This window comes from Stenotrophomonas sp. STEN009, from assembly GCF_056760395.1.
The window spans coordinates 148,079-173,519 of the sequence record NZ_JBRRES010000002.1 but is presented as its reverse complement, the minus strand read 5'-3'; the positions used below and the strand labels follow the sequence as shown (position 1 = coordinate 173,519).

Annotated in this window: 22 protein-coding genes; 14 read left to right on the top strand and 8 right to left on the bottom strand. The window is 67.5% G+C overall.

The annotated features are described in order from the left end of the window. Positions 1 to 74 precede the first annotated feature (74 nt). The 7 genes from ACVOMM_RS01820 (at position 75) to ACVOMM_RS01790 (ending at position 5,513) form a co-directional block, all read left to right on the top strand. Positions 75 to 1,214: an SPFH domain-containing protein gene (locus ACVOMM_RS01820; RefSeq protein WP_065182307.1), complete on the top strand. Its 1,140-nt coding sequence runs from the start codon at positions 75 to 77 to the stop codon at positions 1,212 to 1,214. A gap of 21 nt (positions 1,215 to 1,235) precedes the next feature. Continuing rightward, positions 1,236 to 2,588 (top strand): TFIIB-type zinc ribbon-containing protein, encoded by a 1,353-nt coding sequence (locus tag ACVOMM_RS01815; RefSeq protein WP_180875227.1) that lies wholly within the window; start codon positions 1,236 to 1,238, stop codon positions 2,586 to 2,588. Beyond that, complete coding sequence (locus tag ACVOMM_RS01810; RefSeq protein WP_053515893.1) at positions 2,585 to 2,842, top strand: hypothetical protein; 258 nt, start codon at positions 2,585 to 2,587, stop codon at positions 2,840 to 2,842. Before ACVOMM_RS01815 ends, ACVOMM_RS01810 begins: the two co-directional genes overlap by 4 nt. 136 nt (positions 2,843 to 2,978) lie before the next feature. Further along, positions 2,979 to 3,590 carry an AprI/Inh family metalloprotease inhibitor gene (locus ACVOMM_RS01805; RefSeq protein ID WP_481525815.1) on the top strand — a complete coding sequence of 204 codons (612 nt, stop codon included), beginning with the start codon at positions 2,979 to 2,981 and terminating at the stop codon, positions 3,588 to 3,590. A 70-nt stretch (positions 3,591 to 3,660) separates the two neighbouring features. After that, the gene (locus ACVOMM_RS01800; protein WP_180875229.1) at positions 3,661 to 4,620 is read left to right on the top strand and encodes a cation diffusion facilitator family transporter; all 960 of its coding nucleotides are present in this window, start codon (positions 3,661 to 3,663) and stop codon (positions 4,618 to 4,620) included. A gap of 69 nt (positions 4,621 to 4,689) precedes the next feature. Then, positions 4,690 to 5,322: a DNA-3-methyladenine glycosylase gene (locus ACVOMM_RS01795; protein ID WP_065176091.1), complete on the top strand. Its 633-nt coding sequence runs from the start codon at positions 4,690 to 4,692 to the stop codon at positions 5,320 to 5,322. Then, positions 5,319 to 5,513: a hypothetical protein gene (locus tag ACVOMM_RS01790; protein ID WP_180875230.1), complete on the top strand. Its 195-nt coding sequence runs from the start codon at positions 5,319 to 5,321 to the stop codon at positions 5,511 to 5,513. Before ACVOMM_RS01795 ends, ACVOMM_RS01790 begins: the two co-directional genes overlap by 4 nt. Positions 5,514 to 5,557: 44 nt before the next feature. Here the strand turns inward: ACVOMM_RS01790 and ACVOMM_RS01785 are convergent, their stop codons facing one another. Together ACVOMM_RS01785 and ACVOMM_RS01780 are read right to left on the bottom strand one after the other, a co-directional pair. Continuing rightward, a complete protein-coding gene (locus tag ACVOMM_RS01785; RefSeq protein WP_180875231.1) occupies positions 5,558 to 6,349 on the bottom strand; it encodes an exodeoxyribonuclease III in 792 nt (263 codons plus the stop codon). A 127-nt stretch (positions 6,350 to 6,476) separates the two neighbouring features. After that, on the bottom strand, positions 6,477 to 7,586 hold the full coding sequence (locus tag ACVOMM_RS01780) for a DNA glycosylase AlkZ-like family protein (RefSeq protein ID WP_180875232.1): 1,110 nt from the start codon (positions 7,584 to 7,586) through the stop codon (positions 6,477 to 6,479). Between the two features lie 61 nt (positions 7,587 to 7,647). Here ACVOMM_RS01780 and pip point away from each other — a divergent pair, with 61 nt between their 5' ends. Then, positions 7,648 to 8,607: a prolyl aminopeptidase gene (gene pip, locus ACVOMM_RS01775; protein ID WP_481525814.1), complete on the top strand. Its 960-nt coding sequence runs from the start codon at positions 7,648 to 7,650 to the stop codon at positions 8,605 to 8,607. Between the two features lie 9 nt (positions 8,608 to 8,616). Here the strand turns inward: pip and ACVOMM_RS01770 are convergent, their stop codons facing one another. From ACVOMM_RS01770 to ACVOMM_RS01755, 4 genes are read right to left on the bottom strand one after another with little or no spacing between them, the layout of a single operon-like run. Then, the gene (locus ACVOMM_RS01770; protein ID WP_227255275.1) at positions 8,617 to 9,972 is read right to left on the bottom strand and encodes a heavy metal sensor histidine kinase; all 1,356 of its coding nucleotides are present in this window, start codon (positions 9,970 to 9,972) and stop codon (positions 8,617 to 8,619) included. Positions 9,973 to 9,974: 2 nt separating this feature from the next. After that, positions 9,975 to 10,664 (bottom strand): heavy metal response regulator transcription factor, encoded by a 690-nt coding sequence (locus tag ACVOMM_RS01765; RefSeq protein WP_481525813.1) that lies wholly within the window; start codon positions 10,662 to 10,664, stop codon positions 9,975 to 9,977. Next, positions 10,661 to 13,774: a multidrug efflux RND transporter permease subunit gene (locus ACVOMM_RS01760; RefSeq protein WP_111186906.1), complete on the bottom strand. Its 3,114-nt coding sequence runs from the start codon at positions 13,772 to 13,774 to the stop codon at positions 10,661 to 10,663. The genes ACVOMM_RS01765 and ACVOMM_RS01760 overlap by 4 nt, the downstream gene beginning before the upstream one ends. Then, a complete protein-coding gene (locus tag ACVOMM_RS01755; protein ID WP_481525812.1) occupies positions 13,771 to 14,952 on the bottom strand; it encodes an efflux RND transporter periplasmic adaptor subunit in 1,182 nt (393 codons plus the stop codon). The genes ACVOMM_RS01760 and ACVOMM_RS01755 overlap by 4 nt, the downstream gene beginning before the upstream one ends. 376 nt (positions 14,953 to 15,328) lie before the next feature. Between ACVOMM_RS01755 and ACVOMM_RS01750 the strand changes: the two genes are divergently transcribed. From ACVOMM_RS01750 to blaL1, 6 genes are all read left to right on the top strand, one after another. After that, on the top strand, positions 15,329 to 15,628 hold the full coding sequence (locus ACVOMM_RS01750; RefSeq protein ID WP_065182320.1) for a hypothetical protein: 300 nt from the start codon (positions 15,329 to 15,331) through the stop codon (positions 15,626 to 15,628). 64 nt (positions 15,629 to 15,692) lie between these two features. After that, entirely contained in the window at positions 15,693 to 18,452 is a 2,760-nt protein-coding gene (gene mgtA, locus ACVOMM_RS01745; protein ID WP_481525811.1) for a magnesium-translocating P-type ATPase, read from the top strand. A gap of 30 nt (positions 18,453 to 18,482) precedes the next feature. After that, positions 18,483 to 19,223: an MgtC/SapB family protein gene (locus tag ACVOMM_RS01740; RefSeq protein ID WP_065176105.1), complete on the top strand. Its 741-nt coding sequence runs from the start codon at positions 18,483 to 18,485 to the stop codon at positions 19,221 to 19,223. Between the two features lie 119 nt (positions 19,224 to 19,342). Next, entirely contained in the window at positions 19,343 to 20,398 is a 1,056-nt protein-coding gene (locus ACVOMM_RS01735; protein ID WP_065176099.1) for a sensor histidine kinase, read from the top strand. Beyond that, the gene (locus ACVOMM_RS01730) at positions 20,391 to 21,032 is read left to right on the top strand and encodes a response regulator (RefSeq protein ID WP_476341396.1); all 642 of its coding nucleotides are present in this window, start codon (positions 20,391 to 20,393) and stop codon (positions 21,030 to 21,032) included. Before ACVOMM_RS01735 ends, ACVOMM_RS01730 begins: the two co-directional genes overlap by 8 nt. An 85-nt stretch (positions 21,033 to 21,117) precedes the next feature. Further along, positions 21,118 to 21,984, top strand: coding sequence for a L1 family subclass B3 metallo-beta-lactamase (gene blaL1, locus ACVOMM_RS01725; protein ID WP_481525810.1), 867 nt, complete (start codon positions 21,118 to 21,120; stop codon positions 21,982 to 21,984). A 40-nt stretch (positions 21,985 to 22,024) separates the two neighbouring features. On the opposite strand, the gene ACVOMM_RS01720 is transcribed toward blaL1, so the two are convergent. After that, positions 22,025 to 22,552: a DUF411 domain-containing protein gene (locus ACVOMM_RS01720; RefSeq protein ID WP_081358907.1), complete on the bottom strand. Its 528-nt coding sequence runs from the start codon at positions 22,550 to 22,552 to the stop codon at positions 22,025 to 22,027. Between the two features lie 504 nt (positions 22,553 to 23,056). Further along, entirely contained in the window at positions 23,057 to 25,348 is a 2,292-nt protein-coding gene (locus ACVOMM_RS01715) for an FdhF/YdeP family oxidoreductase (RefSeq protein WP_180875240.1), read from the bottom strand. Positions 25,349 to 25,441 lie beyond the last annotated feature (93 nt).

Below are 25,441 nucleotides of genomic sequence, written 5' to 3'. Positions count from 1 at the left end.
GCCCCCGCCCGCTGCTATATTCAGGCGGGCTCGACAGGCATGGTGCCTGTCCACGCAACAACAGGGAGTTGGCCATGGGTCTGGTACAGGCGGTGAAGGGTGCGGTCGGTGGTGTGCTGGCCGACCAGTGGAAGGACTTCTACACCGTGCCCACCGGCCTACCGGCCACCGCAGCCCTGTTCGCTGCGGTCCCGCAGGGCACCAATGCCGGGCGCGGCTCCAATACCCACGGGTCGTCCAACATCATCAGCAACGGCTCGAAGATCGTCGTGCCCGAGGGCTACGGCCTGCTGCTGTTCCAGGACGGTGCGATCACCGCCTTCGTCGCCGAACCGGGCGGATACGAATGGCGCTCGGACGACCTGAACTCGCAGTCCCTCTTCGCCGGCGATGGCCTGGTCAGCACCTTCATCAAGCAGAGCTGGGAGCGCTTCAAGTTCGGTGGCCAGCCGGGAAGCCAGCAGGCCGCCTTCTTCGTCTCGCTGAAGGAACTGCCGGACAACCGTTTCGGCACCCAGTCGGAGATCTACTGGGATGACGGTTTCCTCAACACCCAGGTCGGCGCGGTCACCCGCGGTTCGTACACGTTGAAGATCGTTGATCCGATCCTGTTCGTGAAGAACTTCGTACCCGCAGCCTACCTGCAACCGGGCAAGGTGTTCGACTTCACCGATCTGGACAACGCTGCCGCCACCCAGCTGTTCAATGAGGTGGTGGGCTCGCTGGCGCCGGCCTTCAGCCTGTACACCAACGATCCGGGCAAGGGCAACCGCATCACCCGGCTGCAGCAGGATTCGATCGGCTTCGCGCAGAGCCTGTCGGCCGCCGTCGAGCAGGCCTACCAGTGGCAGAGCGATCGCGGCCTGGCCATCGTCAAGACGGCGATCGTCTCCATCGAATACGACGCCACTACCCGCGAACTGCTCAAGACCGTGCAGCGCGCCGACGCGCTGGCCGGATCGCGCGGCAACTCCAACCTGCAGGCCAGTGTCGCCCAGGGCATCCAGTCCGCCGGCGAGAACGGCGGCGCGGCAGGCCTGGTGGGGGTCGGCATGGCATCGGGCATGTTCGGTGTCGGCGGCATGCAGCAGCCGGCCACCCCAGCCGCGGATGACCCGGTGGCCAAGCTGAAAAAGGCCAAGGAGATGCTGGACCTGGGCCTGATCACCCAGGATGACTATGATGCGTTGAAGGCCAAGGCGCTGGGCCTGTAACCCGCAGGACGCGAACCGCACATGTCAGATCCACGCAACGGACCGCCTCCGCTGCCCGCTTCCGGCCCTGTGACACCTCCGCCGTTGCCGGGGGCGGCGTTGGACGGTCCGGGCTCTCCGCGGGACGTCCCTCCCCCACCCGGCAGCTTCCCGCTGGACACCTCGCAGCTGCCGCAGGCGATCCGCGACGAAGTGGACGCCCCGGACCCGCTGGCCATCGACACCTCCGCCACCGAGTTGAAGGACGGCCTGAACCGGTGCCCGAAATGCGGCGCCACCGATATCCGGCCCAAGCTCGGCACAGACATCCTGGTCTGCCTGTACTGCCGTCACGAATGGCATGGCGCCCGGGTGGAAGAGGCATTCGGTCTGGGCGAGAACATCGACCAGCTGCGTGGCACCATCATTGCCAGCGGTGCACGCGACATCGATGCCGATGCGTCGGCGCTGATGAGCTTCAAATGCACCGGCTGCGGCGCCGAAGTCACGGTCAACACCGAGAGCACGATGACGGCGCGCTGCCACTGGTGCCGGCATGTGTTCGGCGTCAACGAGCAGATCGCCAATGGCGCGGTGCCGGATGCGGTACTGCCGTTCCACATCAGCAAGGACGATGCGGTTGCCCGCATCCGCCAGTTCGTCGACAAGCGCCGTCTGTTCGCCCTGAAAGCCTTCAAGGATCAGTTCACGCCCGAGAACGTGGTCGGCGTGTACCTGCCGTACATGATCGTGGACAGCAATGTCAGCGCCGTCGTGGCGGGCAAGGGCGAGATCCAGACCCGCCGATACACCGTGGGCAGCGAGAAGAACAAGCGCACCGTATACGATGCCGATGTCTACCAGATCGAGCGCCAGGTGAACTTCACCGTCGACGATCTGCCGCTGGAATCCTCTGCCGAGCGCGGCAATCTGGACATCAGTGCCAACACCAACAACATCATCAACACCATTCTGCCGTTCGACACCAAGAACGCGGTGAAATGGAACGCGTCCTACCTGGCCGGCTTCACGTCCGAGAAGCGCAATCTCGATGTCGAAACGCTGCGCCCGCGGCTGGAGGACCAGCTGCTGTCGATCGCGCGCGCACAGGTGGAAGCGTCGGTGCGTGGCTACAACCGGGGCGTCCGCTGGGAGCAGGAACAGCTGGACGTGCATGGCACCCGCTGGGTATCCATGTACCTGCCGGTCTGGCTGTACTCCTATCATCAGCCCGGCCGCAACGGCGGCATGCTGCACTACATCGCGGTGAACGGGCGTACCGGCGAAACCATGGGAAGCGTGCCCGTGCAGCAGTGGAAGATGCTGCTGGCAGCCCTTACGGCCGGCACGATCATCGAAGCAGTGGCAATCCTCATTCTGATGGCGACCGCATGAGCGACGACAGTGGCCTCTGGCTGTTGGCGGCAGGTCCGGCCGGCGCGACCGCGCTGTACTGGGCGCTGTACCGCTACTACCGCAATACCGACAAATCACACGCCTTCGAGCATGAAACCGAAGTGCAGGCCGCGCCCGTCAGCGGCTCGGACCAGAAGGTGGGCCAGGTGCGCGGCACCGAGGCCACCCGCATCGAGGGCGACAACGTCTACCAGTACCGACGACGCGTGGCGCGGCTGAAACCCAGGCCCTGAGGGCCGGGACCGGGGCGACGGGCACCGCCACGGTGCCCGCCATCGAGTGCCGTTGCGCAGCCGGCATGGCACCATCACGCGGTCTCCCACCCTGCCGGTCTCATGCTTTCCGGGTCGCCCTTCCGAGGTTCCCGCCATGCCCGCCCTGCTCCCGCGCACCTGCCTGGCTGCGCTGTGCTGCCTGACCCTTCCCGTCATGGCCCAGGATGCATCCTTCGGCTTTGGCCAGCAGAGCACCGAGACCTCGCAGACCACCCAGACCTCGACCACCCAGAGCCAAAGCCAGCGCAGCGATGACACGGCCTTCGGCAGCAGCGGCTCGATGACCTCGCAGTCCAGCACCCATTCCCGGACGCATTCCGAATCGAACAGCGAGAGCACCGGCGTGGATCTGGAGATCGGCGTCCCCGATGACACCGATCGCTGGGGCCAGGAACGCCGCCATCCCCGCGATCTGCGTGACAGCGACCTGTTCGGCACGTGGACGCTGGGCGAGGAGAACGGGAACACCTGCACGATCGAACTGAAGAGCATGGAGTGGTTCGGCGGCTACAGCGCCTATGTGCCGGCGGGCTGTCCAGAGGGATTCTTCCCGGCCAACCGCTGGGTGCTTTCCGGTAACCAGTTGCTGCTGACCGACACCAGCAACACGGTGTACGGCCGTTTCCGTGCATCGGGTGGCGGACGGTGGTCTGGCTTTCGCGAGTCCGACAGCGCGCGGCTCTACCTGAATCCGAAGGGTCGCTGACGGACGCCCTGCACGCCCCGGGGACGGCAGCATCAGGAAGATCAGGCAACCTTCCTTGAACCGCCCTGCGATGTCCGCCCCCACCGGTCCCCGCCTCGTCATCTATGCCGCCCTGGCCGGCAACCTCGCCATTGCCGTGGCCAAATTCATCGCCGCTGGCATCTCCGGCAGTTCAGCGATGCTCAGTGAAGGCGTGCACTCGCTGGTCGACACCCTGAACGAAGTGCTGTTGCTGTACGGGCTGCGCAGGGCCGGCAAGGCGCCGGACACCGTGCATCCATTCGGCTACGGGCGCGAGCTGTATTTCTGGAGCTTCATCGTGGCCTTGCTGGTGTTTGCGGCGGGCGCGGGCGTGTCGGCATACGAGGGCATCCAGCACATCCGCCAGCCGGAACCGGCGACCCACCATGTGCTGAGCTACAGCGTGCTGGGCATTTCCATCCTCTTCGAAGGCGCGTCGTGGTGGGTGGCGCTGCGCGAGTTCCGCCGCACCAAGGGCAGGCTCGGCTACTTCGAGGCGTTCCGACGCAGCAAGGACCCGTCCACGTTCACCGTGCTTCTGGAGGACAGTGCAGCCCTGCTCGGTCTCGGATTCGCGCTGGCCGGGCTGGTCGCGGCGCAACTGCTGGACATGCCGGTCCTGGACGGCGTGGCCTCGCTGTGCATCGCCGCAGTTCTGGCGGTGACTGCGTTTCTGCTGGCACGCGAGACCAAGGGTCTGCTGGTGGGCGAGCCTGCCCATCCAGCGGTGGCCGAGCGCATCCTGGCCGTCGCCGAAACCGATGCCGATCTGCGCCGCGCCAATGGCGTGACCACCATGCAGATGGGCCCGGAGCAGGTGGTGGCCATGCTCAGCGCGGAGTTCGAGGATGATCGGCATACGCCGCAGATCGAGGCCTGCATCACCCGCATCGAAAACGCCGTCAAGCGTGAGTACCCGGAACTGGTGGCGCTGTTCGTCAAACCGCAGACGCCGGAAGTCTACGCCGCCCGGCGTGCGGCGCTTCGCGCGCCGCGTTCACCGGATTGACGCCGCGTCCGCATCCGCTTCACCCTGCCAGCGCCAGACTGATCCCCCGTTCGCCGACCCGCTACCGCCGTGCCTGACTGGCTGCCCGATCACTGGACGCTCCTGCCGCGCCGTTTCTACCAGCGTCCGCCGCAGGAGGTCGCCCCCGAACTCCTGAATGCGCTGCTGATACGCAGCGATGGACGGGCGGCCCGTATCGTCGAGGTCGAGGCCTACGGCGGCAGCCAGGACCCGGCCGCGCACTCCTACCGAGGACCGACGCCGCGGACAGCCAGCATGTTCGGGGAGGCCGGGCATCTGTACGTGTACTTCAGCTACGGCATCCACTGGGGAAGCAACGTGGTGTGCGGGCAGGAACACGAGGGCGTGGCAGTCCTGCTGCGCGCAGCGGAGCCCGTGCAGGGCATCGACAGGATGCGGGAACTCAGGCCAGCCGCACGGCACGACCGCGATCTTGCCAGCGGCCCAGGCAAGCTGTCCCAGGCATTCGGCCTGGACAAGAGCTTCGACGGCGCCGATCTGGTGACGGGCAGCCACGGTGTGGTCATTGCCCGCGACGGCACACCTCCGCCGACGGACCCGGTCATCGGCCCGCGGATCGGCATCAGCCGCGCCGTCGACTTTCCGTGGCGCTGGCATGTCCGCGGCCATCGGCACGTCTCGGCACGCGCCCCCCGGCCTGCATCGGCAGCACGCAGATGACGCCGCTGGACCGGCCACTGCGGCCTGAACTGGAGATCGACGGCCAGCACTACACCCTGACGCTTGATCCGCAGGGCCTGAAGCTGGTGGAAAAAGGCCGGCGCAAGGGTGTGGTCCTGCGCTGGCGTGACCTGGTGTCAGGTGATGCTGCCCTGGCCGCCGCCCTGCAGGCATCGTTGCAGACGCGCTGAGCGGACGCCCCACCACAGTGCTGACGGACAACGCCGGATCCGGATCAGGTGCGCACCGTCACCCACGTTGGCGCGTGATCGCTGGCCTTGTCCTGCAGGCGCACCCAACGATCCACGCCTGCATCCACCATCCGTGCCGCCAGGATCGGGTTCAGCAGCAGGTGATCGATGCGCAGTCCCCGGTCGCGCTCGGCATGCTGGCGGAAGTAGTCCCAGAATGTGTAGATCGTGCTGTCACCGTGCACGCTGCGCAGGGCGTCGGTCCAGCCCTGCGCGAGCAGATGCTCGAACTGCTCGCGCACCTCCGGCTGGAACAGCGCGTCGCGGCGCCATGCCTTCGGGTCGTACACATCGGCCTCGGTGGGGATGACGTTGAAATCGCCCAGCAGCACTGCAGGGTGCGGGAGATCGACGAGGCTGCGCGCGTGACGGATAAGGCGCTTCATCCAGCGCAGCTTGTAGTCGAACCTGGGGCCCGGCTGGGGATTGCCGTTGGGCAGGTAGAGACCACCCACGACGATGCCGTGCACCGCCGCTTCCAGATAGCGGCTCTGCACATCCGCCGGTTCGCCCGGCAACCGCCGCCGGCTTTCCACCGGCACCGCATCCCTTGCCAGCAGGGCCACGCCATTCCATCGCGGTTCGCCCAGCCACAGTGCACCGTAGCCGGCCTGTTCCAGCGCATCGGCCGGGAATGCAGCATCAGTGGCCTTCAGCTCCTGCAATGCGACCACGTCCGGCGATGTCCTGTCGAGCCAGGCAAGCAGATGGGGCAAGCGCGTGCCGATACCGTTGACGTTGAACGTGGCGATGCGCAGCGTCTTGCGGCGGGCCATGCAGAACTCCTGAAGCCGGCGGGCAGAGCCACCACTGTGCCTGCGCCGTCATGCAGGCGCCGTCGACGTCATCGAAACGACGCTCGGCGATCATCGCGAACGCGCCCACAGCAACCTGCTGCGAGCGCTACCCGGCCCCGCGCCCGCCCGCCAGAAACAGCGCCATGCGCTGCAGCTCGTCCTTCAGCGCACTGCGGAACAGCCGGTCGCGCGCCAGTGAGCGCCCCGCGTAGCCGAGCGATGGCTCAAGCTGGCCGTCGCGGACAGTCACATTGGCCCACCCCACCACCTGCTCGTGCCACAACATCGGCAGCGCGTAGTAGCCATACTGGCGCTTGGGCGCCGGCGTGTAGGCCTCGAACCTGTAGACCCAGCCCCACAGCAGCTCGAACCGCCGGCGGTCCCAGACCACCGGATCGAACGGCGCCAGCAGGCGTACCTGCTCGTCCGGCGCATGCCGTCGTGAGCGCGGATTCTCGTCCGCCGGCCAGTACCACGTGGTGCCCTCCACGGTAGCGCTCGCCAGCTGTTCCTTCGCCAGCTTCAGCGCCTGCCGGGTCTGCTCGGCCAGATGCGGTGCGCCGTAGCCCAGCAGCCGGGCCAGGTAGGTCAGGCTGGCCGATGGAAGCGGCGCGTACTTGCGCACGATCAGCGCGACCAGTGCAGCCGCGCGCCGCACGCGCCCGTCCTCGCTGTCCTCCGCCGGCGCATGCTCGGCCACGCTGTAGATGCGCGTTCCGCTGTCGCGCCGCTGCACCCGCAGCAGGCCGCGATAGTGCATGCCCTCCAGCAGATGCGTGCTGGCGTTGCTGGTGCCGCCCCAGTAGTTGGTCACCCGGCCGTGCGCGAACGCCTGGTCGACCTCGCGCGGATGCACGCTGCCACGTTCGCGCACGAACGCCAGCACATCCGCCGCACGGCGTTCGGTGTCCGCGTCCCATGCACGCCGGGCCACGCGGGGATGCATCAACGCCAGGTACTCGCGCGGCAGGAAGCCGTAGTTGACCAGGCAGTCCTCCTCTACCGGCAGGCGCGGGTAACGCCGCTCGAGGTCACCGGCCCGATAGTCCTTCACCCGATGCCGCAGTGTCAGATCCTGTGCCCGGGCCGGCGCGCGGATCGGATCGGCCTGTACGAAGCCCAGCCGCCGGATCGCGGCCATCAACGTTGTCGGCGGGAACAGGGTGCGCGCCACCGCGTAGCGGCGCAGGTCGTCGAGAGTGGGCTGCCTGGACATGACGCCATTGTAGGCGCGCGCCGGGGGTATGCTGTCAGACCCCGGTCCACTGACGTCCATCATGCGCACGCTGTATCCCCCGATCACGCCCTATCGCGAGCACACTCTGCCCGTGAGCACGCTGCACACCCTGCATGTCGAAGAGTGCGGGACGCCCGACGGCATTCCGGTGGTGTATCTGCATGGCGGTCCCGGTGCCGGCATCTCACCCACGCATCGTCGCTTCTTCGACCCGGCGCGGTACCGCATCGTGCTGATCGACCAGCGCGGCAGCGGCCGTTCCACCCCGTTCGGCGAACTGCGCGACAACAGCACGCAGGAACTGGTGGCCGATATCGAGAAGGTGCGTGAGCACCTCGGTATCGAGCGCTGGCTGGTGTATGGCGGCTCCTGGGGCTCGACGTTGTCGCTGGCGTACGCGCAGGCCCATCCCGCCCGCGCCACCGGCCTCATCGTGCGCGGCGTGTATCTGGGGCGGGACATCGAGAACCAATGGTTTTCCGAGCTGCAGGGCGGTGCGCGCTGGATATTTCCGGAGCGCTGGGACCGCTATGAAGCGCACATTCCCGAAGATGAGCGCGGCAACCTGCTGCAGGCGTACTGGACACGCCTGGACAGCCCGGACCCCGCCATCCGCATTGCTGCCGCAACGGCGTGGCTGGGCTGGGAGGACAATGCTGCGACCCTGCAGCACGAGGTGTCCGCCGAATCCAGCAGCGACCCGATGGATACCCTGGCCAAGGCCCGGATCGAAGCGCATTACTTCCGCAACGGGGCCTTCCTTGAGCCCGGCCAGCTGCTGCGCGATGTGGAGCGGATCCGCCACCTCCCGGCGGTGATCGTACAGGGCCGCTACGACATCATCTGTCCGCCACGCAGCGCGTGGGAACTGGCCAAGGCGTGGCCGGAAGCCAGGCTGGAGATGGTGATTGCCGGCCACAGTGCGAACGAAGCGGCCACGACCGACGCGCTGGTGCGCGCGACCGACGACTTCGCCGACCGTTTCGGCCAGCCCGGCTGAATCGTTCCTTCACCGTGCCACGGTGAAGCCGACCGTCGTCAGACCGTCCGAACTGGCCACGAACACTTCGCCGCCATGCAGTGCGGCGATGGCCTTGACGATGGACAACCCCAGCCCGTGATGGCGCTCGCCCCGATACTCACGGGCCTGGTCGACCCGGTAGAAGCGCTCGAACAGCAGGGGCAGATGCTCGGCGGCGATGCCGTTGCCTTCATTCAGCACGGCCACCCGCACGCCCTCGCCTTCGGACTGCAGCTGCACACGCACGTCGCTGCCTGGACGCGCATGCTGCACGGCGTTGTGCAACAGGTTGGTCAGCGCGCGGCGGAACAACGACGGATCGATGCGGGCGGTGGCGTCGCCTTCGACATGCAACGTCAGCTGGGCCTCTTCGAACAGGAATTCCATGAACTCACCGGCGGTGGCGACCTCGTCTGCCAGCTGGACCTGACGCGTTTCCACCGCGATATCGCCCTGGCCGGCCCGCGACAGGAACAACATATCGTTGACGATCGCACGCAGGCGCTCCAGTTCCTCCAGGTTGGACTGCATGACCTCCTGCAGCGCCGCCACATCACGCGGACGGGACAGGGCCACCTGGGTCTGTCCCATCAGATTGGCCAGGGGGGTGCGCAGCTCGTGCGCGACGTCCGCGTTGAACCCGTCCAGCCGCGTGTACGCTGCTTCCAACCGATCCAGCGCGCCGTTGAAGGCCTGCGTGAGGTGGCCCAGTTCGGCCGGCAGTCCCTGCGCGGCCAGGCGCTGCGACAGCCGCTGCGGGCTGAGCGAGCGTGCCTCGTTGGACAGCGCCCGCAGCGGGGCCAGCCCCAGCCGGGCGATCCAGTAGCCAAGCCCGGCCACCAGCAGCACGCCCAGCCCGCCGGCCACCCACAACGCAACGCCGAAGCGCTGCAGCGCCTGCGTATAGGGCTCCGAGTCGATGCCGATCCACAGGTCCACATCCGGTCGCGCGCCCTTGCCCGGCACCCGCTCATACAGCGTGCGCAGCGGGTGCCCGCCCTCACGCGCCAGCGTGCCCATGCCGTTGTCACCCTTGCCGGGGGCCTGCACCTGCGGCTCTGCCTGGCCGATGCGGAATGTGGGGTTCTCGCTCCATGCCCAGACCAGGGTGTCGCGGTCCCCGGAGATCAGGTTGCCGACCTTCTCGCGCACCTTGTTCCAGCGCTCGGTGCTGTCGCACATCGCGACGCTGCCACTGACCGCGTGCAGCTTGGTCTGCAGTTCCGCATGCTGGTAGCGCACCACCTGCCGCTCGAGCACGCCATAGACGCCCACGCCCAGCAGAGCAAACACCAGCAATGCGGCCAGCGCGAACATCGCCGACAGGCGCTGGGCGATCGACATCCTCATCCACGCCCACCCTCGTCCTCGCGCACTTCCAGCACGTAGCCCATGCCGCGCACGGTATGCAGCAGCTTCCTCGGGTAAGGGCCGTCGATCTTGCCGCGCAGGCGCTTGATCGCTACTTCGACCACATTGGTATTGCTGTCGAAATTGATGTCCCAGACCTGGGCGGCGATCACCGTCTTGGACAGGATCTGGCCCCGCCGCTGCGCCAGCAGCGCCAGCAGCGCGAACTCCTTGCCGGTCAGGTCCAGCCGCGAGCCATCGCGGTAGGCCCGCCGGGCCAGCAGGTTCACCTGCAGATCGCCCACCTGCAGTTCGGTCGGCTCCTGCTGGCGCCCACGCCGCACCAGGGCCTGCAGCCGCGCCAGCAGTTCGATGAACGAGAACGGCTTGACCAGGTAGTCGTCGGCGCCCTGCCCCAGGCCGTGCACGCGATCATCCACGCGGTCCCGCGCGGTCAGCATGATCACCGGTGTCTGCTTGCTGCGGCGCAGCTCGCGCAGCACGCTGAAGCCATCCATGCCCGGCAGCATCACATCCAGCACGATCACGTCGTAGTCGAACTCGCGCGCCAGATGCAGGCCGGTGACACCGTCCGCAGCCAGATCCACCGCCCAGCCCTGCTCGCCCAGGCCGGTGCGCAGGTAATGGGCGGTCTTGCCTTCATCTTCCACGATCAGCAGTTTCATCCAGGGTCCGCCAGGGCAGCGCCCGCCGCCTCCCTGCGCTCGCGGCGACGCTGCAGGAACAGGCGGTCCAGGGCCAGGTAGATCACCGGGGTACTGTACAGGGTCAACAGCTGGCTGATCAGCAGGCCACCGACCACCGCCACGCCCAGCGGCTGGCGCAGTTCCGAACCCGTACCGAAACCGATCATCAGCGGAATGGCACCGAGCAACGCGGCCAGCGTGGTCATCATGATCGGGCGGAACCGGGTCAGGCAGGCCTCATGGATCGCCTCCAGCGGCGCCAGCCCGCGGTTGCGCTGTGCGTCGAGGGCGAAGTCGACCATCAGGATGCCGTTCTTCTTGACGATGCCGATCAGCAGCACGATGCCGATCAGCGCCATGATCGAGAAGTCCAGCCCCCACAGCCAGAGCATCAGCACCGCGCCGATGCCGGCCGACGGCAGAGTGGACAGGATGGTCAGCGGGTGCACGAAACTCTCGTACAGCACGCCGAGGATGATGTAGACCGCCAGCAGGGCCGCGAGGATCAGCAGCGGCTGGCTGGCCAGCGACTCCTGGAAGGCCTGTGCCGTGCCCTGGAAGCGGCCGCTGATGCTGGCAGGCATGCCGATCTGCGCCTGCGCCTGCTCCACCAGGCCGACCGCTTCGCCCAGTGAAACGCCGGGGGCCAGATTGAAGGACAGGTTCACCGCCGGCAGCATGCCGTTATGGCTGATCGACAGCGGACCATTGCCCGGGGGCTGCACCTGGGCCACGGCCGACAGCGGCACCATCTGCCCGGTCAGTGGCGAACGCAGGTGGAAGTAGGACAGCGCATCGACCTGCCCCAGCATGCCCGGCGCGATTTCCAGGATGACCCGGTACTGGTTGGTTTCGGTCTGGAACTCGTTGATCTGGCGCTGGCCGAAGGCATCGTAGAGCACCTGGTCGATGTCGTTGGCGGTCAGGCCGAAGCGCGCCGCTGCCGTGCGGTCGATCTCCAGCCGGGTCACGCTGGCGCCGACCTGCTGGTCATTGGACACGTCACGCAGCTGCGGCAGGCCCCGCAGCCGCTCGGTCAGCTGCTCGGCCCACTGCGACAGCTCGCGGCTGTCCTGTCCGCGCAGGGCATACTGGTACTGCGTCCGCGCCGGCCCGGCGCCGAGATTGATGTCCTGCGCCGCGCGCATGTACACGGTGATGCCGGGCACGCTGGCCATCTTCGCCCGCACCCGGTCAATGAAGCCGTGCACGTCCACATCGCGGTCGCCGCGGTCCTTCAGCACGAACCAGAAGCGGCCGTTGGACAGCGTCTGGCTGCCGGCAGTGGCACCGACCGCGTGGTTGTAGGCCTGCAGGGCCGGATCATCCGCAACGATGCGCGCGAGCTGCTGGTGCTTGGCCACCATGTCCTCGTAGCCGATGTCCTGCGCCGCCTCGGTGGTGGCGAACACGAAGGCGGTGTCCTGCAGGGGGAAGAAGCCTTTGGGAATCACTATGTACGAGGCCACCGCCACCGCCACGGTCAGGCCGAAGCCCGCCAGCACCAGCCGCTGGCGGCGCAGGGCCCATTGCAGGCTGCGGTCGTAGCCGGCCAGCAGGCGCCCGGCCAGGGTCCGCTCGCTGTCCCGGTGCGCCGGCATGCGCTTCATCAGGTGCGCGGCCATCATCGGTGCCAGGGTCAGCGAGGCGACGATGGAAATCAGGATCGCCACGGTGATGGTCAGCGCGAACTCGGCGAACAGGCGCCCGACCACCCCGCCCATGAACAGCAGCGGGATGAAGGCGGCAATCAACGACAGGCTGATCGAGACCACGGTGAAGCCGATTTCGCCGGCGCCCTTCAGGGCGGCGTCCACCGGACCGAGCCCGGCCTCGCGGTGACGGTGGATGTTCTCCACCACGACGATCGCGTCGTCGACCACGAAGCCGACCGCAACCACCAGTGCCACCAGGGTCAGGTTGTTGAGGCTGAAGCCGGCCACGTACATCGCGGCGAAGGTCGCCACCAGCGCGACCACCAGTACCGCGCCGACGATCAGCGTGGCGGAAAGCTGGCGCAGGAACAGGCCCATCACCAGCACCACCAGCACGATGGTCAGTACCAGGGTGAGCTCCACCTCGTGCAGCGACGCGCGGATGGTGCGCGTACGGTCGTTGAGCACCTCCACATCGACGCTGGCCGGGAGGTTCGCGCTCAGTTCCGGCAAGGCGGCCAGCACCGCATCGGTGGTGCGCACGATGTTCGCGCCGGGCTGCCGGCTGATGATCAGGCCGACCCCAGGCTGGCCGTTCGGCCACGCCTGCACGTAGGCATTCTCGGCGCCGTCGATCACCTGCGCGACATCACCCAGCACCACCGGTGCGCCGTCACGATAGGCAACGACCAGGCGCCGGTAGTCCTGGGCACTGAACAGCTGGTCGTTGGCTTCGAAGGTGGACGTGCGCTGCTCGCCCATCAGTGCACCCTTGGCCTGGTTGAGGCTGGCGTTCTGCGCCACGCCACGCAGGTCGGACAGGGTCAGGCCCATCGCCGCCAGCCGCTCCGGCTGGGCCTGGATGCGGATCGCCGGACGCTGCTGGCCGACGATGCCGACCTCCGAAACGCCGCTGATCTGGCTGATCGAGCGTGCGAGGCGGCTCTCGGCCAGATCGCTCAATTCGGTCATCGACATCTGGGTCGACACCACGCTGAGCACCAGGATGGGACTGTCGGCCGGATTCACCTTGCGCCAGGTCGGCATGTTCGGCAGTTCACTGGGCAGGCGGCCGGCGGCGGCGTTGATCGCCGCCTGCACTTCCTGCGCGGCCGTGTCGATGTTCTTTTCCAGATCGAACTGCAGGGTGATCGAAGTGCTGCCCAGTGCACTGGTCGAGGTCATCTCGATGATGCCGGGCACGCCCGTCAGCTGGGTTTCCAGTGGCGTGGCCACCGCCGAGGCCATGGTCTCGGCGCTGGCACCGGGCAGATTGGCATTGACCCGGATGGTCGGGAACTCAGCCTCCGGCAACGGCGCCACCGGTAGGCGCGGCAATGCTGCCACGCCCAGCAGCACCACCGCCAGGGTCAACAGGGTCGTGGCGACCGGGTGATGAACGAACCAGCTGGACAGCGAGGTGCGCGCGCTCACGGTGCCGCCCCGCGCCGGACCGCTGCAGGCGCCGCGGCGGGTTTGGCCTCGGCCACCACCGTGCCCGGCCGCAGCCGCGACTGTCCATCGCGTACCACCACATCGCCGACCCGCAGCTCACCCTGCACGACCACCTGCCCGCCGTCCTGTTCACCGACCGTGACCGGCAGCGATTCCACGCTGCCATCAGCGACCACGCGGTAGACGAAGCTGCCCTGCACGCCACGCTGGATCGCCGCGGCATCCAGCACCAGCGCGCCCGTGCTCTGGCCGGTGCGCACCCGCACGCTGACCAGCTGTCCGGGCCACAGCTGATCGGACGCATTGCTGAAGCGCGCGCGCAGCCGCACCGTACCGGAGGCCTCGTCCACCTGGTTGTCGATCACCTGCAACGTGCCCTCAGCCAGCAGCTGGCCACCCTCGCGGTCCAGTGCCTGCACCTGTGCGTCGCCTGCGGCGAGCGCCTGTCGCAGCTGCGGCAGCGCGTCCTGCGGCAGCGCGAACACCACCGAGATCGGATCGGTCTGCTGCACGGTCACCAACCCCTGCGCGTCACTGGCGCGCACCAGATTGCCCGGATCCACCTGGCGCAGACCGATGCGGCCGTCCATCGGCGCCACGATGCGCGTATACGAGAGCTGCACCTGCGCTGCGTCCACCGCAGCCTGGTTGCCGCAGCCGGTGGCCTGCAACTGCTGCACGGTGGCGGCCTGCTGCTCCAGCATCTGTCGCGACACCAGCTGGTCGCTGGACAGATGCTGCAGCCGTGACAGATCCGAGCGCGCCGCGTCCAGCGTGGCGCGGTCGCGCACCAGCGCCGCCTGTGCACCGCCCAGACCGGCACGGATGGCGCGATCATCGATACGCGCGAGCAGTTGCCCCTTGCGCACCTTCTGCCCTTCCTCGAACAGCACTTCGGTCAGCACGCCATCCACCTGCGGGCGCAGCACGGTGCTCTGCAGCGACTGCACCGTGCCGACGCCGCTTCGCCAGTGGGGGACATCACGCTGCTCGACGCGCGTGGTGACCACCGGTACCGGTGGCGGTGCCGCGCTGGGCTGTGCGTCGCCGCGGGAAACGCCGTGGAACAACATCGCCAGCAACAGGGCAACCAGCAGTGCCGCTCCCAGCGCGAGGTGGCGGCGGCGCAGCAGCGCAGTGACATCAGGCAATCGCATGGCAGGGGGTCCAATCCGGTGCCCGCGCCGGTCTGCGCAGGCCTGCCGTCATCCTGGGTGGCAACCTCCGGCACCATGCTGTCGCCTGCCTGACAATTCCGTCAGCTTCGACTGCGGCCGCTATACCAAGGTATAGCGACGCTAACCCACGGGCCTCTAGGCCGTGCCCGGCCAGCGGCCGACAATGGCACCACCGCCGGGAAACGCCCCCGGCAGCCCCTTCCCACCTGCACGGAGACGCCGATGGATCCCGACCCTGCCGGGCGCAACGCGCCCCTGCCTGCCTGTTTCCGCCCGTACCGGGCGCCTGGCGGCCGGTCCCTGCCTGCGTGAGTGCGGGGGGGCCGCCAGGCGCACCTGCCTGGAGAGTGCCCCCATGTCCTGCAAGACCCTCTACATCACCCTGCGCCGCCTGATGGGTACGCGCGATGTCACCGCCCTGCGCAGCCAGCTGTGGGTGCATGGCCCAGTGCTGTTTGCCCGTTCGCTGGCGCTGGGCTCGCCACGCGTGGTGGCCGACGTCCTTTCGTTGCTGCCGATCAGCGAGCGCATCAGCGTCCTGCGCCATCTGCCCTACCCCCTCCGCGACGCGATGAAGCCGCTGTGCATCGGCGGCAGCCAGCGCCTTCGCATGCAGCCTTGGTCGCCTGACGTACTGGCCCTGCGCTCCGCCTGAACGGCGACGCGACGCCCTGCCCCCTGCGTGCCGGTCCTGCGCCGGCCCCATCAAGGAGTTCCCCATGAGCCTGCTCAATGCCTGGTTCAACGCTTTCCTGCGCAGCCGGCGCGCCGGCAACCTGTTCCGGCGCCGGGCGATGCCCGAAGCCGGCTTCGGTCCCGGCAACAGCGGGAGCGTACCGTTCAACCTCACCGCCGGACTGGTCACCTTGGCGCAGCTCGATGAAGCGCACCTGCTGAGCAGGCTGGACTCGCACGCCGATGGCCTGGGCCAGCACGAGGCGGACTTACGGCTGGCCGCCCTCGGCCCGAACGAAGTCGATCACGAAAAGCCGCTGCCGTGGTGGCGCCACCTGTGGCAGTGCTACCGCAATCCGTTCAACCTGCTGTTGACCGTGCTGGCAGCGGTCTCCTGGCTGACGGAGGATGCGAAGGCCACGGTGGTGATCGCCGCGATGGTGCTGTTGTCCACCCTGATCCGCTTCGTCCAGGAAGGGCGTTCCAACCGCGCCGCTGAACGGCTGAAGGCACTGGTGGGGAACACGGCGCGTGTACTGCGGCGCACCCCTGGAACGGAAGCGGCAGACCTGGCCGATCAGTACTTCGGTGCGCACCTGCACAGCCGGCGGCCCTCACGGCTGCTGGACCTGCCGATCCGCGAGCTGGTACCCGGCGATCACCTCGTGCTCTCGGCCGGCGACATGATTCCGGCCGACTGCCGGGTGCTGTCGGCCAAGGATCTGTTCGTGGCCCAGGCGGCCATGACCGGGGAATCACTGCCGGTGGAGAAGTTCGCCCATCCGGGCGATGCGCAGGCCGGCCTGCTCGATCAGCACAACCTGCTGTTCATGGGTACCAACGTGGTCTCCGGCACGGCCACCGCGGTGGTACTGGCTACCGGCAACCGCACCTATTTCGGCACTCTGGCCGAGCGCAGCATCGCCAGCGACCGTGCACCCACGGCCTTCCAGGCCGGGGTCAACAGTGTCAGCTGGCTGCTGATCCGCTTCGCCCTGGTGATGGTGCCGTTCGTGCTGCTGGTCAATGGCTGGACCAAGGGTGACTGGACCGAAGCCTTCCTGTTTGCCCTGTCGGTGGCGGTCGGCCTGACCCCGGAAATGCTGCCGATGATCGTCACCTCCACCCTGGCCAAGGGGGCGGTGCTGCTGTCGCGCCGCAAGGTGATCGTCAAGCGCCTGGACGCCATCCAGAACTTCGGTGCCATGGACGTGCTGTGCACCGACAAGACCGGCACGCTCACCCAGGACCGGATCGCCCTGGAACGGCATACCGACGTGTTCGGCCGTGACTCGGAAGACGTGCTGAAGTTCGCCTATCTCAACAGCCACTTCCAGACCGGCCTGATCAATCTGCTGGACCGCGCCGTGCTGGAGCACGTGGAACTGCAGAGCTCGCTGCGCCTGAGCCAGGACTACCGGAAGGTGGACGAGATACCGTTCGACTTCGAGCGCCGCCGCATGTCGGTCGTGGTATCCGAATGCGGGAATCACCATGAGCTGATCTGCAAGGGCGCGGTCGAGGAGATGCTCGCGGTGTGCTCCACCGTGCGCGAGAACGGCCACGACATGCCACTGGACGAACGGCGGCTGGCGCGGGTCCGGCAGACCACCGAGGAACTGAACGAACAGGGCCTGCGGGTGGTGGCGGTGGCGATGAAGGAAACCAGCGCGCAGCAGGCGACCTACACCCAGTCCGACGAATGTGGACTGACCCTGATCGGCTACGTGGCCTTTCTTGATCCGCCCAAGGAATCGGCTGCACAGGCACTGCAGGCACTGGCGATGCATGGCGTCGAGGTCAAGGTGTTCACCGGCGACAACGAACTGGTCACCGCCCGTGTCTGTGCCCAGGTCGGACTCGACGCGGACACGATCCTGACCGGCCCGCAGATCGAACGCATGGGCGATGAAGCGCTGGCACACGCCCTGCAGCACCACCGCGTGTTTGCCCGCCTGACGCCGCTGCACAAGGAACGACTGGTACGCCAGCTGCGCGCGCAGGGCAAGGTGGTCGGCTTTCTCGGCGACGGCATCAACGATGCGCCCGCGCTGCGCGCCGCCGACATCGGCATCAGCGTCGACAGCGCCGTGGACATCGCCAAGGAAGCGGCCGACATCATCCTGCTGGAAAAGAACCTGATGGTGCTGGAGGAAGGCGTGATCCAGGGCCGGCGCACCTTCTGCAACATGCTCAAGTACATCCGCATGACCGCCAGCTCCAACTTCGGCAACGTGTTCTCGGTGCTGGTAGCGTCCGCCTTCCTGCCGTTCCTGCCGATGCTGCCGCTGCAGCTGCTGGTGCAGAACCTGCTGTACGACGTTTCGCAGATTGCCATTCCGTTCGACAATGTGGACGAGGACCTGGTGCGGCAGCCGCTGAAATGGAACCCGGCCGACATCGGCCGCTTCATGGTGTTCTTCGGACCGATCAGCTCGGTCTTCGACCTCAGCTGCTTCGCCCTGATGTGGTATGGGTTCGACGCTCGCACACCCGCCGACCAGGGCCTGTTCCAGTCAGGCTGGTTCGTCGTCGGCCTGCTGACCCAGACCCTGATCGTGCACATGATCCGCACGCCGAAGCTGCCGTTCCTGCAGAGCATCGCCGCGCCACCGCTGCTGCTGATGACGGGACTGATCATGGCCCTGGGCGTGATCCTGCCGATGAGCCCGCTGGCCACCTACTTCAGGCTGCAGGCACTGCCGGCAGGGTACTGGCCGTTCCTGGTGGCGATCCTGTTCGGCTATGCCGCACTGACCACTGCACTGAAGAAGCTCTACATCCGTCGCTACGGCTGGCAGTAGGCGTTGCCGGCCGTGCCTGGGGAGATCCTGATGTCCGCCATCAACCTGAACCTGCCCGCGTTCAACGCCGGCGCCACGCTCGGCTCGCTGCTGAGCCTGTCCACCGCCTTCGTCCTCGGTGCCGCCATCGGCCTGGAGCGCCAGCTGCGCCAACGTACCGCAGGGCTGCGCACCAACACGCTGGTAGCCGTCGGCGCGGCGGTGTTCGTCGACCTGGCTGTCCGTTTCCACGACCTGTACGGCGGGCCGCCGTCGCCGCTGCACGTGGTCGCCTACGTGATCTCCGGTGTCGGCTTCCTGGGCGCGGGCGCGATCATGAAGGAGGGCGCGCAGGTCTCGGGCCTGAACACCGCCGCCACCCTGTGGGGCTCGGCGGCAGTGGGGGCCTGTGCCGGCATCAAGCTGTTGCCGGAGGCGGTGATGGCCACGCTGTTCGTGCTCGCCGCCAACACGCTGCTGCGGCCGGTGGTCAACCGCATCCAGCGGCAGCCCTTGCCGGAGACGTTCAGCGAAGCCGTCTATGCCATCAATGTCGTCTGCCAGCGCGAACAGCAGGCCGAGGTACTGGATCGCCTGCTGCTGTTGCTGGAACAGGCCCAGTACCCCGTGCGCGCGGTGGACCACCATCCCTTCGGCGAGCGCGATGTGGAGATCGAAGCGGTGCTGTATGCCACCACCGCCGACGGCGACGAGCTGGATGCGGTCCTGGCGGCGTTATCCACCACGCCCGGCGTCCTGCAGGGGTTCTGGAATGCCAGCCTGGAGGAGTGACGCGAGATCATCGCGCGCACGTGCAGCGCGGCAGCCGCTGCCATCACGGGCCACACGCCCTGCTGCGGAAGGCAGATCCGGCTTTGCTATCCTTTCCATCCCGCCAGGGAGCTGTCCCGATGCCTTCGCTGTCGTCCCGCCGTCCACTGGTGCTGCTGGCCTTGATCGTCTCCGTAGTGGCGATCTTCCTGCTCGACACGTTGACCGACTACGCGGTGGCAGCCGCCTGCTTCTATGCGGCGGTGATCCTGGCAGCCTCGCGGGTGCTTTCGCCGCGCGGATTGCTGGCCCTGGCCGTGGCCTGTGTCGCCCTGACCGGCCTGAGCTTCGTACTCACGCGTTTCGGCACCTACCGCATCGGTCTGGTCAATTCGGTGATCGGCATGCTGGTGATCGCCATCACCACCTGGCTGGCGCTGAAAATGGAAGCCGCCAAGGCCGCCGTGCAGGAGGCGCAGGCACGCCTGCTGCGGGTCGCCCGCGCGTCCACCGTCGGTGAGCTGACCACGTCCATCGCGCACGAGGTGAACCAGCCGCTGGCGGCCATTGCCAGCAGCGCCGACGCCTGCCAGCGCTGGCTGGCGCAGGAACCGCCGAATGTTGACAAGGCACGGCAGGCGCTGTCACGCATCCTCGCCGACGCGCATCGTGCCGGCGATGTGATCGCCCGCATCCGCGGACTGACCCGGGGTGCGGCACCCCAGCGCGACACCTTCGACTTGAATCAGGCCGTGGAGGAAATGCTTGCGCTGTCGCGCAGCGAACTCGACCAGCATGGGGTGGCCGTGTCCCTGCTGCTGGAGCCGGATCTGCCGCCGGTGCAGGCCGACCGCGTGCAGGTGCAGCAGGTGATCGGCAACCTGATTCTCAATGCCGTCGATGCGATGGAAGGCGTAACGGTGGCCGAACGCCGGCTGTCACTGCTGAGCCGGCGCGACGGGCAACGGATCACCCTGAGCGTGCGCGACCGTGGCATCGGCCTGCCGGCGGAACAGCCGGAGCGCGTGTTCGAGGCATTCTGGACCACGAAGTCGAGCGGCCTCGGCCTGGGCCTGAGCTTGAGCCGCTCCATGATCGAGGCCAATGACGGCCACATCCGCGCGGAACGCGTTGCCGGCGGTGGCGCCTGCTTCGTGTTCGACCTGCCTGTTGCCATCGGGGACCGCCATGCGTAGACCCGCTGCACCGGCCGTCGAGCCGGCGCCCATCGTGTACGTGATCGACGATGATCCCTCGGTGCGCGCGGCGCTGGAGGATCTGCTGGCCTCGATGGGCCTGCAGGTACGGGGCTTCGCGTCCACCCAGGCGTTCCTCGAACAACCGCTGCTGGATGCGCCCGCTTGCCTGGTGCTGGATGTGCGCATGCCGGGCCAGAGCGGCCTGGAATTCCACCGCGGCATGCGCCAGCGTGGCCTGCACCTGCCGGTGGTGTTCATCACCGGCCACGGTGACATCGCGATGGGTGTCAACGCGATCAAGGACGGTGCGATCGAGTTCCTGACCAAGCCCTTCCGCGACCAGGAACTGCTGGATGCGATCCACAAGGGCATCGGCATCGATCGCCAGCGCCGCCGCGAAGGCGACGAACTGGGCGCCCTCCAGCAGCGCTGGGAGTCGATGTCGGCCGGCGAGCGCGACGTGGTGGATGGCGTGGTCCGGGGCCGGCTCAACAAGCAGATCGCTGCGGACCTGGGCGTCAGCGAGATCACGGTGAAGGTGCGCCGCGCCCAGGTGATGCGCAAGATGGGCGCGCGTACGCTGGTCGACCTGGTCCGCCTGTACGACCGGCTGCGGGCCGGGCTCGCCTAGCCTTATGGGAGCCATGAAATCTATGCGGAACGCGACCGACGAGGCCCATGCTAGTTTCTGCGCCTCCTCCCAGCGAACCTTCACGATGCGCTCTCTCCTGCCTGCCCTCGTCCTTGCCGTGGCGGTCCCGCCGGTACACGCAGCAGAGCCGCCCCTGCCCCAGCTGCGGGCCTACACGGTGGATGCTTCATGGCTGCAGCCGATGAGGCCGCTGCAGATCGCCGACCACACCTGGCAGATCGGCACCGAAAACCTGACCGCACTGCTGGTACAGACCGACGACGGCGCGGTGCTGATCGATGGCGGCATGCCGCAGATGGCCGATCACCTGCTGGCCAACCTGCAGCAGCGCGGCGTCGCACCGCAGCAGCTGCGCTGGATCCTGCTCAGCCATGCCCATGCCGACCACGCCGGTGCGGTGGCCGAACTCAAGCGCCGCACCGGCGCGCAGATCGCCAGCAACGCCGAAACGGCCGTCCTGCTGGCGCGCGGGGGCAGCAACGATCTGCACTTCGGCGATGACATCACCTTCCCTCCGACCAATGCCGACCGCATCCTGATGGACGGCGAGGTCGTGTCGCTGGGCGGAATGCACTTCACCGCGCATTTCATGCCGGGTCACACACCGGGCAGCACCGCCTGGACCTGGAACGACACCCGCGATGGCAGGCCGGTACGCATCGCCTATGCGGACAGCCTCAGTGCGCCGGGCTACCGGTTGCAGGGCAATCCCCGCTATCCGCACCTGATCGAGGACTATCGCCGCAGCTTCGCGACCGTGCGCCGCCTGCCCTGCGACGTGCTGTTGACCCCGCACCCTGGCGCCAGCGGCTGGGACTATGCCGCAGGCGCCAAGGCCAGTGCTGCAGCGATGCGCTGCAGCGCCTACGCGGATTCAGCCGAGCGCAGTTTCGAGGCACAGCTGGCCAGGGAGCGCGACAACGCGCACTGAAGCCGTGGCGGCCTGTGAGCCGCCACAGCAGCAGCGACCCTCAGCCGCCCTGGCCGTGGTGGGCGAACGGCTCGGTGCTGCCGTCACCGCGCACCAGTTCCACCGTGTACGGCTGCACATAACCGTCGGGCATCTCCATGCCGGGCGAACCGGCCGGCATGCCCGGCAGCACCAGTCCACGCGCCGCAGGACGCTCCTTCAGCAGCCGCTTGATGTCCTCGGCCGGAACGTGCCCCTCCACCACATAGCCGTCGATCTCGGCGGTATGGCAGGACCCCTTGCCGACCGGCACACCCAGGCGCCGCTTGATCGGGTTCATGTCATCGGTATCCCGCACGTCCACCGCGAAGCCCGCGGCCTGCAGGTGTTCGACCCAGACGCCACAGCAACCGCAGCTGGCGGTCTTGTGGACGATGGCGGTCGGCAGCTGCGCATCGGGGACGGAGGCGGCATCGGCCGCTGCGTGAGCATGGCCCGGCGCCGCGGCCACCTCTTCGGCTGCACGGGCGCAGCCGGCGCCGGACAGAATGCTAGCCAGCAGCAGGCCGAGAGAGAGAGAACGGTTCATCGTGTTGGTTCCTTTGTGCATGCGGGCGAAACGCCCGCGACCCACGCATCGAAGGCGCGGGAAAATCGGGAATGGGACAGGCAGGACAACAGGCGGCTGGCGCCTGCAGGCCATCACACGATGGGAGGTCGCAACGCGTCGGTCAGGGGCGGCGGCACAGGCCGTCGTGCAAGGGCAGCGCGTGGCGCCTCACGCCAGGGTGTGATCGCCACGGCGGAGGAGGTCGCCGGCACGCCGGTACACGCGGGAGGGCACGGACACTCACTGGCTGCGCAGTCGCCCGATGATCGATCGCCGCAGCATCCGGCCCGATCCACGGCCGTCTCATGCGACGCGGCGCAGTACTCCGTGTCGCCCTGTCCACCGTCGCCCGATGCAGCCCGCGCCAGCCCCGGTGCGGTCAGCACCAGGGCAACGAGCAACAGCCAGCGCAGCAGGAGAGCAGCAGCATTCATCGCAGGCATCATAGCCGATGGGCGTGGCAGGCTGGGCCGCCGCCCGACCCTATGCGGTGTCCGCGCTGCCTGTGTCTGCCCGCATGCGTACCGGAATCGACTTCGCCGCAGGCGTGCCGCTGAGGCGATCGTAGTAGTCCAGCGGCAGCAGCGCATTCAACTCAGGGTAGTAGCCCGCCAGCGCGCCCCGTGGCATGGGGTAGTCGAGCACGGTCAGCCCGTCGATGCGACGCCGCACGCCATCTGCGCTGAGCGTCTCCAGGCTGACCCGCGCCTCCTTCTCCAGACCGCGTGCCAGCCGGTCTTCGATGTTCATGAACACCACCCTGCGATCGTTGTATACGCCGCGATAGCGGTCGTTGTAGCTGTAGATGGTGGTGTTGAACTGGTCATGCGAACGCACCGTGGCCAGTCGCAGCATGTCAGGATCATCCACCGGGTCGTCCACATCCAGGCCCGGCATCACAAGGATGTTGGCCTTGCCGTTGGCGGTGGGCCACACCCGGCGGCGCGGTGCAATGTCCAGATGGAAGCCGTGCGGCTGCCGGATGCGCTCATTGAAGCCTGCATAGATCTGCGGGTACACGGCAGCGATCAGGTCACGGATCCGCGCATAGTCATGCCTGCAACCTGCCCAGTCGACCCTGCTGTCCGGCAGCGTCGCCATCGCCATGCGACAGACGATCTCGACCTCCGGCAGCAGCTGGTCGCTGGCCGGCTCAAGAACACCGCGCGATGCGGTCACGTTCGACATCGCATCCTCGATCGTCACGAACTGCTCGCCTGCGGGCGTGACGATACGTTCCGAGCGCGCCACTACCGGCAGGATCAGCGCATCGCGGCCATGCACCAGGTGCCCGCGGTTGAGCTTGGTGGCGATACCCACCGTCAGCTGCAGGCTGCGCATGGCTTCGTAGGCCCGGGGCGTGTCCGGCACGGCATGGATGAAATTGCCGCCCAGCCCGATGAACACTCTGGCGCTGCCGTCGAGCATCGCCTCGATCGACTCGACCACATGGTGCCCGTGCTCCCGCGGCGGATTGAAACCGAACACCTCCTGAAGGCGATCCAGATACGCTGCCGCCGGCTTCTCGTCGATGCCGACGGTACGATCGCCCTGCACGTTGGAATGACCCCGGATCGGGCCGATCCCCGCCCCCGGCTTGCCGAAGTTGCCGCGCAGCATCAGCAGATTGGCGACCTGCTGCAGCAGCCGCGAGCCATACTGGTGCTGGGTCAGGCCCATGCCATAGCAGATCACCGTGGCATTGGAGCGGATGTAGATCTCGGCGCAGCGCCGGATCTGCGCCTCCGAGATGCCGGAGACCCTGACGATGTCGTCCCAGTCCTGCGCCATCACGTCCGCGCGCAAGGCGTCCAGGCCGACCGTATGTTCATCCAGGAACCGATGGTCGAGCACGCGCTGGCCCTGTGCCTCTCGCTCGAACATCACCTTCATCATGCCTTTGATCAGCGCCAGATCACCGCCGATGCGGATATGCACGAATTCGCTGCTGATCTCGGTGGAGCCGAAGGTCGCCATCTGCACCACATCCTGCGGCTCGGCAAACCGGATCAGGGCGCGCTCGGGCATCGGGTTGACCGCCACGATCGGCACGCCGCGCCTGCGCGCCTCGACCAGGTTGCCCATCATCCGCGGCGAATTGGTGCCGGTGTTCTGGCCGATCACGAAGATCGCCTCGGCGTGCTCGAAATCCTCCAGGACGATGGTGCCCTTGCCCACACCGATGGAAGGTGGCAGGCCACGGCTGGTCGGCTCGTGGCACATGTTCGAACAATCGGGGAAGTTGTTGGTGCCGAACTCGCGTACGAAGATCGAATACAGGAACGCCGCCTCGTTCGGCGTGCGGCCCGACGTGTAGAACTCGGCCTGATGCGGGCTGTCCAGTGACCGCAGGTGACGGCCGATGAGTGCGAACGCCTCGTCCCAGCTGCATGGCACGTAGTGGTCGGTGGCTGCGTCGTAACGCATCGGCTCGGTCAGCCGCCCCTGCATTTCCAGCCAGTAGTCGGTCCGCTCCATCAGCTCGCTGACGGTATAACGCGCGAACAGCTCGCGATCCGCCCGGAACCGGGTCGCCTCCCAGGCCAGTGCCTTGGCCCCGTTCTCGCAGAACTCCAGTTTCCTGCGCTCGTCGGCGTCGGGGAAGGCGCAGCTGGGACATTTGAAGCCAGCGGGCTGGTTCATCGCCAGCAGTGCCCTGGAGCCGTTGCCGATCACGCTCTGCTGCAGCAGAACCCGGGCGGTGGCGCCGGCCGCACCCCAGCCGCCTGCGGGCTGGTTGTAGGGCTTGTAACGGGGTGGTTTCTGCTCGGACATGTTCGAAGACCTGGCGCCAGGAGACGAGACTGCGAAGGGCACGACAGACAGAGTCAAGCACGGCCGGGACCGCTTCGCCAGAGCCGCCCCGAA

Coding starts and splice junctions, on each gene's coding strand:
- ACVOMM_RS01805 (WP_481525815.1), top strand. CDS start 2,979: ATGCCCGCCCTGCTCCCGCGCACCTGCCTGGCTGCGCTGTGCTGCCTG.
- ACVOMM_RS01800 (WP_180875229.1), top strand. CDS start 3,661: ATGTCCGCCCCCACCGGTCCCCGCCTCGTCATCTATGCCGCCCTGGCC.
- ACVOMM_RS01815 (WP_180875227.1), top strand. CDS start 1,236: ATGTCAGATCCACGCAACGGACCGCCTCCGCTGCCCGCTTCCGGCCCT.
- pip (WP_481525814.1), top strand. CDS start 7,648: ATGCGCACGCTGTATCCCCCGATCACGCCCTATCGCGAGCACACTCTG.
- ACVOMM_RS01750 (WP_065182320.1), top strand. CDS start 15,329: ATGTCCTGCAAGACCCTCTACATCACCCTGCGCCGCCTGATGGGTACG.
- ACVOMM_RS01720 (WP_081358907.1), bottom strand. CDS start 22,552: ATGAACCGTTCTCTCTCTCTCGGCCTGCTGCTGGCTAGCATTCTGTCC.
- ACVOMM_RS01780 (WP_180875232.1), bottom strand. CDS start 7,586: ATGTCCAGGCAGCCCACTCTCGACGACCTGCGCCGCTACGCGGTGGCG.
- ACVOMM_RS01765 (WP_481525813.1), bottom strand. CDS start 10,664: ATGAAACTGCTGATCGTGGAAGATGAAGGCAAGACCGCCCATTACCTG.
- ACVOMM_RS01715 (WP_180875240.1), bottom strand. CDS start 25,348: ATGTCCGAGCAGAAACCACCCCGTTACAAGCCCTACAACCAGCCCGCA.
- ACVOMM_RS01820 (WP_065182307.1), top strand. CDS start 75: ATGGGTCTGGTACAGGCGGTGAAGGGTGCGGTCGGTGGTGTGCTGGCC.
- ACVOMM_RS01730 (WP_476341396.1), top strand. CDS start 20,391: ATGCGTAGACCCGCTGCACCGGCCGTCGAGCCGGCGCCCATCGTGTAC.
- ACVOMM_RS01735 (WP_065176099.1), top strand. CDS start 19,343: ATGCCTTCGCTGTCGTCCCGCCGTCCACTGGTGCTGCTGGCCTTGATC.
- ACVOMM_RS01755 (WP_481525812.1), bottom strand. CDS start 14,952: ATGCGATTGCCTGATGTCACTGCGCTGCTGCGCCGCCGCCACCTCGCG.
- ACVOMM_RS01785 (WP_180875231.1), bottom strand. CDS start 6,349: ATGGCCCGCCGCAAGACGCTGCGCATCGCCACGTTCAACGTCAACGGT.
- blaL1 (WP_481525810.1), top strand. CDS start 21,118: ATGCGCTCTCTCCTGCCTGCCCTCGTCCTTGCCGTGGCGGTCCCGCCG.
- ACVOMM_RS01740 (WP_065176105.1), top strand. CDS start 18,483: ATGTCCGCCATCAACCTGAACCTGCCCGCGTTCAACGCCGGCGCCACG.
- ACVOMM_RS01810 (WP_053515893.1), top strand. CDS start 2,585: ATGAGCGACGACAGTGGCCTCTGGCTGTTGGCGGCAGGTCCGGCCGGC.
- mgtA (WP_481525811.1), top strand. CDS start 15,693: ATGAGCCTGCTCAATGCCTGGTTCAACGCTTTCCTGCGCAGCCGGCGC.
- ACVOMM_RS01770 (WP_227255275.1), bottom strand. CDS start 9,972: ATGTCGATCGCCCAGCGCCTGTCGGCGATGTTCGCGCTGGCCGCATTG.
- ACVOMM_RS01790 (WP_180875230.1), top strand. CDS start 5,319: ATGACGCCGCTGGACCGGCCACTGCGGCCTGAACTGGAGATCGACGGC.